A 14,906-nucleotide genomic window follows, 5' to 3' on the forward strand; every position below is an offset into this window, starting at 1 on the left:
TATGGACTACCTTCGATACGACGATGGCAACATGTTCTCTTCCGCCAGCGGGGAAGGAGGGGTGCGAACGCACGAGGTGGGCGAACTGCACGATCGGCTTATGGCCGCGCACGCGAGGCTCGAGGGCCTGCGACGCGACGCGACGCAGGGGTTCATGGACCTGCCGGGCGCCACCGACGGCCTACGGGCGTCGCAAGAGGCGGCGCATCGCGTGACGCGCGACTTCTCCTGCCTGCTCGTGATCGGCATCGGCGGATCCGACCTCGGCGGGCGCACGCTGGTGCAGGCGCTGGGCGATCGGGAGAAGGGCGTCCCGGTCAAATTCCTCGCCTCGCCGGATCCTGACGCCGTCGCCCCGATCCTCGACGATCCGGATTTTCTCCGAGACGCCGCCATAAGCGTCGTGTCCAAGTCCGGCTCCACGCTTGAGACCGCAGCCGTCTTCTTCGCCGTGCGCGACGCGCTCATCCGCGCCGTGGGCGAAAAAAACCACGCTCGGCACGTCTTCGTGACGACGGACCCCACGGACGGTCCGCTGCATCGCCTCGCGAAGGAACGAGGATATGGAATCCTCCCGCACCCGCTCAACGTCGGGGGACGGTTCTCCCTGTTCTCCCCGGTCGGACTGTTTCCGGCCCTGTGCGCCGGAGCGGACGGCAACGGCGTGCTGGAGGGCGCCCGCTGGCTCGAGGATCATCGGCGCGAGAAGGGGCCGGATTCGATGCCGGCGCGGTTCGCGGCGCTGCAGTATCTCGCCATGACCGCAAGGTCGCAGCCGATTCACGTGCTCATGCCGTATGCGGCCCGCCTCCAGGCGTTCGCCTCATGGTACAGGCAGCTGTGGGCGGAATCCCTCGGCAAGCGCAAGGGGAACCGCGGCGTCGGTCCCACCCCGGTCGCTGCCCAGGGACCGGTCGACCAGCATTCCCAGGTCCAGCTGTATGCAGAGGGGCCCAGGGACAAGACGGTCACGTTCATCGAGACGGGACGGTTCCGCCGCGACGTGCGCGTGCCGGCGGATCTCCCGGACCCCTTCGGCTACCTTTCGGGAAAACCCTTCGACGAATTGCTGAGAGCAGAGCGTGGAGGGACGGCCGAGTCACTCGCGCACGCCGGACGGCCGAACGGGACCTTGCACATCCCGTCGATAGAGGCAGGTCCGGTCGGAGCCCTCGCCCAGTTCTTCATGACCGCGACGGCCTATATGGGCGAACTGATGGGCGTGGACGCGTATGACCAGCCGGGCGTAGAAGCGGGCAAGATGGCCGCACGTCACATCATCGAAGGGATCCTATGAGATTGACCGTCTTTCGCTCCGCGGCCGTGATGGCAGGCGTATTCCTGATCCACTTGCTCCTTTCCAGGGCATTTGACATGTACGATCGATTTCCGAATTTCGACATCCCCATGCATTTCATCGGCGGATTCGTGGCCGGCATGGTTGGAATCGCCCTGCACGTCAGGCTCTCGGGAAGGGGACACGCGCGAAACGCGTCCTATCCCGTGGCGTACCACGCGCTGTTCGTCCTTGGCATCGTGATGGCGATCGCCGTCGGTTGGGAATTCCACGAGTTCGTCCTTGACTGGTACAACCGTGAAGACGTCAGTTGGCGCCTGACGCAGCCGTCAATCGCCGATACGATGCTCGACCTGCTGATGGGCGCCATCGGGGGACTCATGAGCGTCCTCGCGTTCAGGAAACAACTATAGCGGAGAACGGCGGGTTCAGAATCCCTAATGCGTCGTATAAGATATATTGTACGACACATCATCCCTTCCGATCAAAGGGCGGCCAGCAGACTCGTCCCGTACGCAAGCGCCAGCATCCCTGCCCCGATGAGGAAGACGGAACTGAACACGAACACGAGGACTTGGACCAAGGAATCCTCTTTCGCGACCCCGATGAACATGGTCGCGCTGATGAACAGGAACAGTCCCAACGGCACGGCGACGAAGAGCCAGCCGACGATTTTCACGATCAAACTGATGGATGGCATAACGCCACATTCAAATCGTAAGGAGGCTTCGTTGTCAAGACGCCCTTCCCTACGGTTTCGAGATCATGAAAGGCATCGGGTCCACGGGAATTCCCCCCTTACGGACTTCGAAATGCAGGTGCGGGCCAGTGGACAGCCCGGCTCCTGACGTCCCCGGCATCCCTCCGGACAGGCCGATCGTCTCTCCGCGAGCCACGAATTGGTCCGCCTTCACCTTCACCTTGGAAAGGTGGGCGTACAGCGTTGCCAGGCCGTTCCTGTGGATGACCATCACGTAGTTGCCGTACATGCTCCCCACGCGCGTCCAGGCCACATAGCCGGGAGAAGCGGCCCCGACGGGGGTCCCCTGGGGCTGCGGGATGTCCAGGCCGGAGTGCTCGAATAAACGTCGGAACGGATAGGTCGGGTCATGGAACAGCGTGGAAATGCCCCGATACCCCGCATCGACGGGCCAGGACATCACGGAACTGTCCCCGACGATATCGGTCGCATCGAGCTTTTCCTGGATATCGCCCTGCAAGGCGGCGATCTGCTGGGCCACGTACGCCTCTTCCTCGCGCAGGCTTGCGACGATGGCGCGGAATTGCGCTTCCGAGGCCTGGCTTTCGGCCAACAAAGATTCTTTCGCCCCTTTTTCGAGCTCGAGCTGCCTTCGATTGGCAAGCAGCGTCTCTTGGATCGACGCGAGCCGGGCCCTCTTCCCCTCTTGATCCGTCCGGGCGACCAGGAGCTGGTCCCGTTCGGCGCGGGCGCGCTCCAGGGCGGAAGCGAGCTCCTCATTCACGTCCGCGAGCTGCTGCAGCCGGTCGAACAGGTCGGCGACCGACTCGCTCGAAAAGAGCGCCTGCAGCAACACGTCCCCGTCGGACGAATCCATGGAACGGATCAGTTCGGCCATCAGGAGCTTTTGGCGCTCCAGCTGGGATTCGTGCGCCCTGACCTGCTTGTCGAGGACCTGCACCTGCGCCGCGACCAGGTCCAGCTCGACCATGTTCCCCTCGATATCGAGTTCGGTCTTCGCCGCCCGATTCTCAAGAAGGCCGATCTGGTCGTCCAGGCTGGCGGCTTCCGACTCCTTCTTGGCGATTTCCGCCTTATACGCGCTGATCCTGTCGTGCAGGCCGTCGACGGACGCCTGTTTGTCCTTGATTTGCCCGTTCAGTTGGTTGATTTCGGCCGCGACCGTCGGATCGTCTACCGTGGACGTCTCAAACGTCGCCGACCGACCGGTTCCGATACGCAAACACGCGGCGAACGCGAGCGCCGCGAAGACGGATAATCCCGTGAGCTTGATGGAATCCCTCCTGTGACCTGTCATGCGGAAAGTAGGTCAATGGCTTTTTTCAGACGCTGGAGCGTTTCCGCCTTCCCAAGCACCCAGGCGTACTCAAACGGGCTTGGCGACGCGCTGCGGCCGCTCAGGGCCACGCGCATGGGCCAGAGCATGTTGCCGTTCGACAATCCTTTATCCGCAATATACCGCTTTACGGCCGTTTCTATCAACGCGACGGAAGAGAACTCGGATTCGGGAAGCGATTCGATGAGCGTTCGCGCCGCGGTCAGGTTTATCAAAGCGTCGGCCTGATCCGCCTTCTTCCAGACGAGCATTCCCGGGTCATACGCCGGAAGCTTCGCAAAAGATTCGACGGCGTCGACAATCCCGGCGAGCGTCACGAGTCGATTACGCTCGACCGCGCAGATCTTGAGGAGGGTGTTCGCATCAGTCCCCTTCCCTGCGGCGATCAGGAAAGGCAGGCAAAGCGCCATGAGTTCCTCCGGCGACTTGCGACGGATGTATTGGCCATTCATCCAGTCCAGCTTTTCGGGATTGAAGACGCCTCCTGACGAATTGACCTTCTCCAGTTCAAACCCCGCCTTGAGTTCCTCGATTGAATACAATTCTTGTTCGCCGCTCGGGTTGAACCCGATGAGCGCCACAAAATTCAGGAGCGCTTGCGGCAAATAACCCTTCGCAAGATAGTCCTCGACCGCGACGTCGCCCTGTCGCTTTGAAAGTTTTGATCGGTCAGCGTTCAGGATGAGCGGGAGATGCGCGAACGTCGGCACTGTCCAGCCGAACGCCTTGTAAAGCATCACATGCTTGGGCACGCTTGAAATCCATTCCTCGCCACGGATCACATGCGTGACGCCCATCATGTGGTCATCCACGACGTTGGCGAGATGATACGTGGGAAATCCGTCGCTCTTCACGAGCACTTGGTCGTCCACTTCCCTGTTATCGATCTCGATACGGCCGCGGATGGCATCGTCGATGACTGTCGTCCCTTCGGGGATTTTCAGACGGATCACGAACGGTTCGCTTGCAGACATCTTTTGCTCAACCTCTTCCTTCGACAGGGAGAGGCAATGCCGATCGTACTTCGTGGTGAGTTTTGCGAGCTCCTGCTGCTTGCGTAGCGAATCCAGACGGTCCTTCGAGCAAAAGCAGCGGTAGGCGACCCCCTTTTCGACCAGGATCCGGGCATGGTCATCGTGAATCGCCTTGCGCTCGCTCTGGATATACGGCCCGTTTTGTCCCTTCTCGACCACCTTCCCGGACGCATCGAGTACCGGACCTTCGTCATAATCCAATCCTACGGCGGCCATCGTCTTGATAAGGGCCTCGACCGCGCCAGGAACAAGGCGTTCGCGGTCCGTGTCTTCGATGCGCAGGACGAACTTCCCGCCATGTTTGCGGGCAAACAGCCAGTTATAGAGCGCCGTGCGCAAGCCGCCGACATGCAGGTAGCCGGTGGGCGACGGCGGAAAGCGGGTGACGATGATCGGCATAGGCGGACAAGGCGTTCAGGCATTGACAGGCCTCGAGGCCTAGGGGCCTGAGGGCCTTTCACGCCAGAGAATCCTATCCCAAATCACGAGGACCGGGAAGACGACGACGGCACGCAAAATCCGACCGATCCGACGCGGTTCCTGGATGAGCCGCCATGCCCATTCCATGCCCAGGCGACGCATCCAGGCCGGAGCTCGTCGGATGCGTCCTGAAAGGAACGCGAACGTGCCGCCGACTCCGATCGCGACTCGGACGGAGGGCAGCTTCGACAGGTGATCCGCAATCCATCGCTCTTGCTTCCCGTGGCCGAACGCCACGGCGAGGACGGCAGGCGCGAATGCCTGCACCCGTTCGACGAGATCAGCCGGTTGTCGCCAGGCCCCGTCCGCATCCCGGATGACCTGTCCGGGGTCGAGGGATATGACATCTGCGCCAGGAAACCGTCGAAGGGCCGCCTGGGCCGCGCGTTCACCCTCTTGAGGACCGCCCCCGAGGAACACCACTTTGAGCCGGCGCTCCGATGCGGCCGACAATAGGGCCTCAAGCGCGTCCACGCCGGTCATCCGGGTCACGGAGTGACCCAGAAGCCAGGAGGCCGCCCACTGCACCCCTGCCCCATCGGCAAGGATGATCGCGGAGCGGCTGATAAGGTCGCCTAGTGACCGTTCGGTCCGCGCCGCAAGCGCCATTTCCGGGTTGAGCGTCACCGCCTGCGATGGGTGGTCGCCATCAAGAAGGCGGAGCAAGTCGCCTTTGGGATCCTTGACGGATAGCCGTAAGAGGTCGATGCCGAACCATCTCATGCCCGACATCTTACAGGTTCCGATTGACAAGGCGAATTAGCACTCTATAATGGTGAGTGCTAATATGCTTCCCAATAATTTCACCCTCAAGTCCCAAGAAGCGCTCCAGGCCGCCCACCGCATCGCGGTGGAAAACGGGCAGCAGGCTCTCGAACCGCTCCATGTCCTTGCGGCATTGCTCGCGCAGGACGACGGCGTGGTCCCGGCGATCGTCAATAAGGTGGCCGGAGACCGGGCGGCGCTGCGTGCCCACGTGGATGATGCGATCGATGCCCTGCCGAAATCCAAGGGGCAGCGCATGCAGGCGAACGGGCAGCCCCAGGTATTCCTCACCCCGGAAACGGCCGAATGCCTGTCAGGCGCCGCGAACAAGGCAAAGCAATTCAAGGACGAGTTCATTTCCACCGAACATCTCCTGCTCGGCCTGATGACGTCGAAGAGCGCCGGTCCCCTTCTCGCCCAAGCGGGGATTTCGGAGGAAGGCGTGATGCGCGCGCTCAAGGACATCCGCGGGAGCCAGCGGGTCGATTCGGCGGAGCCTGAAGCCAAATACCAGGCGCTCAAGAAATACAGCCGCAACCTCACCGATGCCGCGCGCGCCGGCGAGCTTGATCCCATCATCGGCCGCGACGCGGAAATCCGCCGCGTGATGCAGGTGCTGTGCCGGCGCACCAAGAACAACCCGGTACTCATCGGCGAAGCGGGCGTCGGCAAGACGGCCGTCGTGGAGGGCCTCGCGCAGCGCATCGTAAGCGGCGACGTGCCGGAGCTCCTGAAGGACAAGGAGGTGGTGTCGCTCGACATCGGTTCCATGGTGGCCGGGACGAAATACCGCGGCGAGTTCGAGGACCGCCTCAAGGCGGTCACGAAGGAGATCGAGGAGAGCGGCGGGAAGATCGTGCTGTTCATCGACGAGCTGCACACGCTGGTTGGCGCCGGTACGACCGAGGGCGGCAGCCTCGACGCGAGCAACCTACTCAAGCCGGCGCTCGCCCGCGGCAAGCTGCGCGCGATCGGCGCGACGACCACGAAGGAATACCAGCGCCATATCGAGAAGGACCCGGCGCTCGAACGGCGCTTCCAGCCGGTGGCCGTCGACGAGCCCTCGGTGGAAGATACGATCGCCATCCTGCGCGGCATCAAGGAAAAATACGAGATCCACCACGGCATCCGCGTGAGCGACCCTGCCATCGTGTCCGCGGCCACGCTTTCGGACCGCTACATCACCGACCGCCGCCTTCCGGACAAGGCGATCGACCTCATCGACGAGGCAGGCTCGGCGCTGCGCATGCAGATCGATTCCATGCCCGAGGAGCTCGACGTGGTGAAGCGCGACCTGATGCGCCTGGAAATCGAACGCAAGGCGCTTGAGAAGGAAGAAGACAAGGAATCCAAGGCGCGTCTGTCCGAAATCGAACGCCAGATCGCGGACATCCGTGAGAAGGCTGACGCGCTTGAGGGCCGTTGGAGGAACGAGAAGGATAAGATCGGCGAGATGCGCACGGTCAAGGAAGAACTCGAGTCCTTGAAGCTCGCGGCCGATGCGGCTGAACGCAAGGGGGCTCTCGATGTGGTGGCTGCCATCCGCTACGGCCAGATCCCCGACGCGGAGCGCCGCCTGAAGCTGGCCGAGGACCAGCTGCACGCGCTCCAGGCCGAACGCGGCATGCTCAAGCAGACGGTCACGGAGGAGGAGGTCGCGTCCGTCGTGTCGCGCTGGACGCACGTGCCCGTGTCCAAGATGCTCGAATCCGAGCTTACCAAGCTGGCGCGCATGGAGGAGGAGCTGCGCAAGCGCGTGGTCGGCCAAGAAGAAGCCGTCACCGCGGTCGCGAATGCCCTGCGCCGCTCCCGGGCCGGCATCGCCGAGGAGAACCGCCCGATCGGCAGCTTCATTTTCCTGGGTCCGACCGGGGTGGGAAAGACGGAATTGGCCCGTGCGCTCGCCGCGTTCATGTTCAACGACGAGTCCGCTCTCGTGCGTCTCGACATGTCCGAGTACATGGAGCGCCATGCCGCGAGCAAGATCATCGGTTCCCCGCCCGGATACGTCGGGTACGACGAAGGCGGCCAGCTCACCGAAATCGTCCGCCGGCGCCCCTACTGCGTGATCCTGTTCGACGAGATCGAAAAGGCGCACCCGGACACCTTCAACCTGCTCCTGCAGATCCTCGATGACGGGCATCTCACCGATTCCAAGGGTCGCAAGGTGAACTTCAAGAACACCGTGATCATCATGACCAGCAACCTGGGGTCCGACCTGATCCTGAACGCGGGCAAGGAAGGCGGCGCCATAGGGTTCGCGGACGAACGTCCGGCGGACGGCGGTGATTCGGCCGAGGTCAAGGAACGGGTCATGGCGCTCCTCAAGGATTCCTTCCGTCCGGAATTCTTGAACCGCGTGGACGAGATCATCATGTTCCATTCCCTCGCTGAGGAGGAAATCGGGCAGATCGTGGAGCTGCAGCTCGCCCGCGTGTTCGACCGGCTAAAGAAGCAGCGGGATATCGCCCTGACCGTGTCCCCGGCCGCCAGAAAGCTGCTGGCAGCCAAAGGCTACGACCCGTCGTATGGCGCCCGGCCCCTCAAACGGGTCATCCAGAGCCTTATTCTCGACCCGCTTTCGCTCATGCTCATCAAAGGCGAGGTGGCCGAAGGAGCGAACCTCACGATCGGGGCGAAAAACGACGAGATTGCCATCAAGAAGGAATAGCAGGGAAAGCGGCCTTCATCGGCCGCTTTTCGATTTTCGATAATTTGGCTGAACACAGCATAAATATCCATCGTCCCCCCTTGACAAAATGCCCAAAAAGTGGTATATTCGTTGCGTCGAAAATGATTCGACATTAGAGCGATGGTCCGAAAGGACCCAGGGAGTTCGAAGGCCCTGCCGCTCGCAAACCGAATCTTGAGGAGAGAGATAGGACCTGTTTGTAAGAGACCTGTCTCTGCTGTCTAACAAACTGGTTTTTTATATCCCTATGACGATCTTCTCCACCATTCTCGCGACCCTCGTCTTCATCGGCGTTTCGGCTTCCCCGGTCCCCTTGGACCAGGCCCCTGCCCGCCAAAGCCTCGGCGACGGCGGGGCGACCCCGGCGTTTACGCCGGTGCCCGTGGCGGAGTCCGCCTCCGAGGTCGGTCCGGACCTGTCCGAGATCGTAAAGCCGGCTCCCAAGCCGAAGGCGATCGGCCGCAAGGTCACCGTCACGGCCTACACCTCGGAGCCCCGCCAGACCGACTCCACGCCGTGCATCTCCGCGGATAACTCCGACATCTGCGTGAAGTACGCCGCGGGCGAAAAGATCTGTGCCACCAACGACCACCCCATGCACGCCAAGCTCCATATCGAGGGGTACGGCGAGTGTACGGTGCGTGACCGCATGAACAAGCGCTACACCGGCACCGGCCGCGTGGACATCTACCTCGGGATGGACACCCCGGCCGCCCGCGTGTGGGGCGCGAAGTTCGTGAACGTGTCTCGGATCTAACCGGGAACGCCGAGGGCCATCGCTCTCGGCCCTTCCCTTCGGAGGCGAAGCAAGCGCTTAGCCTCCAAAGACGAAGGTTCGACATCCGCGATTCTTTCCCAATCCAAAAACAACGCAGAAACAGATCCTGGAGGGTCGCATGGCAGATAAAAAGAGTCCTTCCGTCTCCTTTGGAGACGTGCTCGGAGTGGTCGCCCTCGCGATCGTCTTGTTCGTCGTGGTGGGAAAAGGTTGTTTCCCGGACACGGCCAGGGCGGCGACCATGACAGAGCAGGCGACGGCTTCGGCGCCTGCTCGTGTGCCGATGCAGTGGCACAACATGTTCTACTCCGTCTCGGCCTATTCGCCCAGCGAAGACGAGACGGACTCGACACCCTGTGAGTCCGCAGACGGGACGAACCCGTGCGAGCTGTACGCCCTCTACGTCGCGACCGACGGCGAGGAGGGCGAGCTCACCTGCGCACAAAATGAACTCCCGTTCGGAACGCCCATGGACATCCCTGGGTATGGTCCCGAACACCTGCAGGAGAACGGGTTCGGACGATGCGTCGTCCATGACCGCATGAACGAACGGTTCAACGGCAAGTACCACCTCGATGTCTTCTTCCCCACCAAGGAAGAGGCGCTGAAGTGGGGCAGGCAGACGCGGAGGGCCGTTTACTGGACCCCCGTCTCCAGTGATGACGGCACCGGTTGGGCCTGTCCGACCGAAGAACAAGAAATGACGTCCGGCTGGGGCATGCGCAAGCTCAAGCAGCGAAAGCATGCCAAATTCCACCTAGGCATGGACCTAGAGGCGGACGCGGGCGACAAGACGTTCGCGGTCACGGCCGGGAAGGTGACCCATGCCGGAAGCTTCGGCGATTGTGGGCAGACGATCGACGTCACCCATGATGACGGAGTGATGACGCGCTACTGCCACCACGCAAGCCTGACGGTCCAGGATGGACAACGGGTCGAGCGCGGACAGCAGATCGGCATCGCCGGCCGCAGCGGAAACGCCCAGGGCATCCATCTGCACTTTGAGGTGCTGAAGGGTGGCACCAGGGTCAATCCCGAAGAGCTGCTTCCGCGGCGCTGCTGGGATCCTGGCGGCGAACGGATTGCCAAAAACTGAGTCCATACGGGACTCCCCGCATCCATACTGTCGTGAGACAGGATGGGTGCGGGCCTCCACCCGGGCGAATAATGCTCGACCTTGTTCTCCCGGGACGGGAATCGTCCCATCAACAACCAGCAACCAAGAGGTACGCGATGCCCACGACCCCGTTCGCCGACTTCCGCCGCCTGCGCAGCGTCAGTCGAATCAGTTCGTTCGTCGGCGCGCTCGTCATGCTGGCCGTCGGCATGTCCTGCTCCGCCGCCGTCGGCGCCCTCGTCCTCTCTGCCCCGGCCCGCAAGGCCGTCGTGCAGGAGTTCGATGAAGGGTTCCAACAGGTGAAGCTCGACTTCGGCAGGCCATCGTCCCGCAAGACCGGCCCGGTCAAGCAGGGCGAGACCGTGGTGCTCGAGGTTACGGCGTCGACCACCGGCTACGGCGTGTCATGCGTCGGAACCGACGGCAGCGACGTGTGCCGCCTGTTCATGGACGGCCACGAACGCGTCTGCGGCTCAAACATGTTCCCGATCGGGACCGTGCTCAAGCTCCCCGGCTACGGCGAGTGCGTCGTGCGCAACACGATTCACCGCAAGTCCGGGAGTCGCCTCACGGTGTATCTCGGTTACGACCACGACGCCGCGCGCCGATGGGGCGTACAGCGTCTACCGGTCATGGTGATCGGCCAAGGCCTCGCCTTCGACGAACGTCTACTTGCGGCGCTGGTCAAACGGTCGGAGGAAACGTTTCCCGTGTCCTGCCGACCCGGCGAACGGCGCTGCGACTTCGCCAGATGATGCCGAACCTGGAGGGTCGAGCGACGGTACGCGTCGCTCCCCTCCCGCCCACGCCCTCCGAAGCTTCATCAGAAGCGAAGGAGGGCCTCTACCCGAGCCCGCGTGCAATGTCGTACGCTGTCATAGGAGGAGTTCACATGTTCGATTCGCGCTCTAGGCCACCAACGGACCTCAACAGGGTTCCCCGCAACAGGGACATGGTCCCGTTGATCTGGATGGTGGGTGTGATCGGAGTTGCCATCATTGTGGCGCTCGTCATGCTCATCGTCGTCCTGCTCAAGTGAGCAGGATACCCTTCCCCCCTTCGGCTTCCCCCCGCCCGACACCTGTCGCGGCGGGGGCGTTTTTTTATCCGTGCGGATGCGCTACAATATCGCCATTATGAATCGTGGGGCCGCGGCAATCCTTTTAGGTTCCCTGTTGGCGGGATTCTTCCCGACCGCGCCTGCGCGCGCGCAGGCGTACGTGGATCCGAACGAACTCCTCTCCGACCGCGAGATGACCGATTCCACGGCCATGTCGCTGTCCGACATCGAAGCCTTCCTGGACCGTGGCACGCTTGGCACGTATCGGACGAGGGACCTGGACGGCGTCATGCGCAGCGCGGCTGACATCATCTGGAACGCCGCGCAGGAGTTTTCCTTGAGCCCGCGTTTCCTTCTCGCGCTATTGCAACGCGAACAGTCCCTCGTGGAAGACCCCTTCCCCAGCCGCGACCAGCTTGACTGGGCCATGGGATACGCCGTGTGCGACGACTGCGCGAAGGACGACTCGAGCATCCAGAAATACCGCGGGTTCGCGCCCCAGGTGCACTACGCCGCGCAGCGCATCCGCGAATCGTTCCTTGCCGACGTGGAAGTGTTCGGCCGGACCCTGTCCGGATTCGGGCCTGGCCTCGTGAGCCGGGTGGACGGCCGGGCGATCATGCCCGCGAACGCCGCCACGGCCGCGCTCTACACCTATACCCCGCACCTGCACGGCAACGAGGTGTTCGTGCGCGTATGGGAACGCTGGTTCGGCTCCGGCGGTCCGCGTGAACAGATCGCCAACTATTCCCTCGTGCGCAGCCCGCGCGGGACGGTGTTCCTGCTGGTGGGGGACATGCGTCGCGGCTTCCCTTCCCGGGAGGTGTTGCGGGCGCACGGGTTCGTCCCCGACGAGATCCAGGACGTGTCCTTCGCCATGCTCGACAGCTACCGCGAGGGGCCGCCGGTCGGGTTCCCCGACGGCACGCTCGTGCGCAGCAGCGTCGATCCCACGGTCTACGTCGTGAGCGAGGGAGCCCGTCGCCCGATCCTGAACGAACGGGCCTTCCTGTCGCATGGCTGGCGCTGGGACGACATCCTCTGGACCGACACGCGCGCGCTCGCCGTGCAGCCGCTTGGCGAGCCGATGGGCGTCCTCACGCTCTCGGGCGCTTCCCTATGATCTGCTTCGCGGCCTTCACCCCGCACACCCCCCTGCTGCTCCCGACCATCGGCCGCGACGCCCTTGAACACATGAAGGCTACAAAGGGGGCGATGGACCGATTAGCCGAGGATCTCTACCTCGCCATGCCGGATACGGTGATCGTCCTTTCCTCCCACAGCGTGCAATTTGAAAAGGCGTTCTCCCTGAACCTCCACGACGAGTACGCCGCGGACATGAGCGAGTTCGGCGACCTCACCGTGCACCGCACGTTCAAGCCGGACCTGGGATTCATCGACGCCCTCCAGCGCGCGGTCCGCCGGCAAGGGATCCCGCTCGCGCTCAACTCCTCCGGAAGGCTCGACCACGGGACGAGCGTCCCGCTCCTCACGCTGGCCGAACGCATCGGGCGCGTCCGCATCGTCCCCGTCTCCTATTCGGGACTCGGGCCGAAGGAACATTTCGCCTTCGGCCGCGCGCTCAAGGAGGTGATCATGCATTCGCCCCGGCGCATCGCGCTCGTCGCCTCCGGGGACCTCTCGCATTGCCTCACGAGCGACGCGCCGTCGGGGTATCGGCGGGAAGGCGCCGTGTTCGACGAGCTCGCCCGCCAGGCCGTGGAGGGGGTCTCGTCGGCCAAGCTCCTGTCCGCATCATCCGAGCTCATCGCCGCGGCGAGCGAATGCGCGTATCGGCCGCTGCTCATGCTGTTTGGCGCGCTCGACCACATGAACGTCCGTCCCGAGATCTTGAGCTACGAAGCGCCGTTTGGCGTGGGGTACATGGTGGCGGAATTCCATCTTTCCTAAGGTGGTAGGGGGTAGGGAGTAGGTGGTAGGGTATGGACGTGTGAAATTCGCCGAAGTATATCCGCTCAAGCGATTCCCGAGACGATTCCGCGCCTTCGACTATTCCGTCCCGGAAGGGACGGTGGTCGGGCGCGGAGATTTCGTCATGGTCCCCTTGCGCGGGTGGTCGGTCGTCGGGATCGTCGCGGCACTGAAGGATACGCCGCCCGTCGGCATTGACCCGAAGCCCGTTGAGCGCGCGTTAGGGGCATCGTTGACGGGGCGAGAACTGGACGCCTATGAGTCGTTGGCCGCGGATCTTGTGCAATCCCCGTCGTCGGTGATGCATGCGGTGTTGCCGGTGCCGCCGAAGCGGACGAAACCGTCAGTCTTCGACTCCGAGGTCGCTCAGACTCGAGGAGCCGTCAGCGGTCAGCCTGCCGCGGTCAAGGCGTCAGGACCGTCCCCGGGGTTGCGGATACGCACGCAGGACGCGCCGGATATCACGGAGGCGGTGCGGTTCATCACGGACCTCCCGGCGAGTTTCGTCCGTTCGCCCGACCTGCGGCATGGCGCGGCGCTGATCGCCACGTATCGACGCGCCTGCCCGGGTCCGATCAGGATCGCGGCCCCGAACGTGCGTGATGCGCGCCTGCTGCATGCCGCCCTTGGTGGGGAAATCCTGACCGGCGAGGAATCGAACGGCTCCCGATTCGCCGCATGGCAGGGATTTCGTTCGACGAAAGACGGGCTGCTGATCGGCACTCGTCTCGTCTCCATGCTTGAACATCCTTTGGGTTCAACGCTGTTCCTCGTCCGAAGCGGGCACGAGAACCACCGCCAGGCCGACCGCAACCCGCGGTATGACGCGCGTCGAGCCGCTGTGCGATGGAACGCTTCCGGCGACAGGATCGTTTTCCTGGATGCCTTTCCCCGCCCCGACGACCTGCACCTGTTCCCGGATTCCCTGCGCTGTCCTGCGCTCGACCCGATCCGGGCCATCGCCATGACGGGACGGGAATCCTGGCCGCACGCCTTCATTTCCCCTCCCGTGTTCGAAGGCGTGCAGGACGCGATGGAAACGGGAGGTCGGGTGCTGCTCGCGTTCAACCGGAAAGGGATGGCGCGCGTATTGTCCTGTCAGGGATGCGGGTGGACCGTCCCGCTCGCCGGCGCGGCCCCGCCCAGGTTCTGCGACTCCTGCCACTCGTCTGACCTGCATGAGCGCGGATTCGGCACTCGTGCCATTCGGAAGGCGCTCCAAGGCGCCTTCCCGGACGCGACCGTCGCCGTCTGCGAAAAAGGCGAGGGGGCGACGGATGCCCGCATCGTGATCGCCACGAAGCACTATCTGGAAAACGCCTTTGACCCGTTCGATCCGGAACCGTTCGCCATGGTGGCCGACCTGGACGCGGATGCCGGACTCGCGGACAGGTCGCAACGGGCGGTCGAACGGACGCTGTGCACGGCCGCCCAGTGGCAGGCCGTGGCTCGCGCCGCACGCGCGCCATTCCTCATCCAGACGGCCAGGCCGGAGCTGTTCGTTCGGGCGTTCCACGACCCCGTAAGGATCCTCCGCGAAGAGCTCGAGACGCGTCGCGCCTACGGGCTGGAACCGTTCGTCCGCTGGATCACGGTCGACGGGGTGGAGCAACCCCTTTCTGACTCTTCATCCCTTTCCGCCCTCCCTGACTCCGTCGTGATTGACACGAACGCGTTTTTATGACATTTTGGTC

13 protein-coding genes are annotated in these 14,906 nt (G+C 63.3%); 9 read left to right on the top strand and 4 right to left on the bottom strand.

Going from position 1 to position 14,906, the window contains the following annotated elements:
- The first annotated feature begins 1 nt into the window (after window position 1).
- Both EPO34_00995 and EPO34_01000 read left to right on the top strand, forming a co-directional pair.
- On the top strand, window positions 2-1,297 hold the full coding sequence (locus tag EPO34_00995; GenBank protein TAK03723.1) for a glucose-6-phosphate isomerase: 1,296 nt from the start codon (window positions 2-4) through the stop codon (window positions 1,295-1,297).
- Window positions 1,294-1,710 (top strand): hypothetical protein, encoded by a 417-nt coding sequence (locus tag EPO34_01000; GenBank protein ID TAK03724.1) that lies wholly within the window; start codon window positions 1,294-1,296, stop codon window positions 1,708-1,710. Before EPO34_00995 ends, EPO34_01000 begins: the two co-directional genes overlap by 4 nt.
- Window positions 1,711-1,781: 71 nt before the next feature.
- Here EPO34_01000 and EPO34_01005 read toward each other — a convergent pair whose 3' ends face one another.
- From EPO34_01005 to EPO34_01020, 4 genes are read right to left on the bottom strand one after another with little or no spacing between them, the layout of a single operon-like run.
- Entirely contained in the window at window positions 1,782-1,997 is a 216-nt protein-coding gene (locus tag EPO34_01005; protein TAK03725.1) for a hypothetical protein, read from the bottom strand.
- Window positions 1,998-2,046: 49 nt separating this feature from the next.
- Entirely contained in the window at window positions 2,047-3,315 is a 1,269-nt protein-coding gene (locus EPO34_01010) for a hypothetical protein (GenBank protein TAK03726.1), read from the bottom strand.
- Complete coding sequence (locus tag EPO34_01015; protein ID TAK03727.1) at window positions 3,312-4,787, bottom strand: glutamate--tRNA ligase; 1,476 nt, start codon at window positions 4,785-4,787, stop codon at window positions 3,312-3,314. Before EPO34_01015 ends, EPO34_01010 begins: the two co-directional genes overlap by 4 nt.
- Window positions 4,788-4,826: 39 nt before the next feature.
- A complete protein-coding gene (locus tag EPO34_01020) occupies window positions 4,827-5,600 on the bottom strand; it encodes a glycosyltransferase (GenBank protein ID TAK03728.1) in 774 nt (257 codons plus the stop codon).
- 55 nt (window positions 5,601-5,655) lie between these two features.
- On the opposite strand from EPO34_01020, the gene clpB reads away from it, so the two are divergent.
- The 7 genes from clpB to EPO34_01055 all read left to right on the top strand — a co-directional run bounded on the left by clpB (window position 5,656) and on the right by EPO34_01055 (window position 14,896).
- Window positions 5,656-8,304 (top strand): ATP-dependent chaperone ClpB, encoded by a 2,649-nt coding sequence (clpB, locus tag EPO34_01025; GenBank protein ID TAK03729.1) that lies wholly within the window; start codon window positions 5,656-5,658, stop codon window positions 8,302-8,304.
- A 268-nt stretch (window positions 8,305-8,572) separates the two neighbouring features.
- Window positions 8,573-9,082 carry a hypothetical protein gene (locus tag EPO34_01030; GenBank protein TAK03730.1) on the top strand — a complete coding sequence of 170 codons (510 nt, stop codon included), beginning with the start codon at window positions 8,573-8,575 and terminating at the stop codon, window positions 9,080-9,082.
- Between the two features lie 139 nt (window positions 9,083-9,221).
- Window positions 9,222-10,199, top strand: coding sequence for a hypothetical protein (locus tag EPO34_01035; GenBank protein ID TAK03731.1), 978 nt, complete (start codon window positions 9,222-9,224; stop codon window positions 10,197-10,199).
- Between the two features lie 137 nt (window positions 10,200-10,336).
- Window positions 10,337-10,975: a hypothetical protein gene (locus EPO34_01040; protein ID TAK03732.1), complete on the top strand. Its 639-nt coding sequence runs from the start codon at window positions 10,337-10,339 to the stop codon at window positions 10,973-10,975.
- Window positions 10,976-11,356: 381 nt separating this feature from the next.
- Window positions 11,357-12,403 carry a hypothetical protein gene (locus EPO34_01045; GenBank protein TAK03733.1) on the top strand — a complete coding sequence of 349 codons (1,047 nt, stop codon included), beginning with the start codon at window positions 11,357-11,359 and terminating at the stop codon, window positions 12,401-12,403.
- Window positions 12,400-13,191 carry an AmmeMemoRadiSam system protein B gene (gene amrB, locus EPO34_01050; GenBank protein TAK03734.1) on the top strand — a complete coding sequence of 264 codons (792 nt, stop codon included), beginning with the start codon at window positions 12,400-12,402 and terminating at the stop codon, window positions 13,189-13,191. The genes EPO34_01045 and amrB overlap by 4 nt, the downstream gene beginning before the upstream one ends.
- Before the next feature lie 40 nt (window positions 13,192-13,231).
- Window positions 13,232-14,896 (top strand): hypothetical protein, encoded by a 1,665-nt coding sequence (locus tag EPO34_01055; protein ID TAK03735.1) that lies wholly within the window; start codon window positions 13,232-13,234, stop codon window positions 14,894-14,896.
- Window positions 14,897-14,906: the final 10 nt, after the last annotated feature.

This window comes from Patescibacteria group bacterium, from assembly GCA_004297215.1.
In the GTDB taxonomy this organism is placed as follows: domain Bacteria; phylum Patescibacteriota; class Patescibacteriia; order UBA9934; family GWF2-40-263; genus 2-01-FULL-63-20.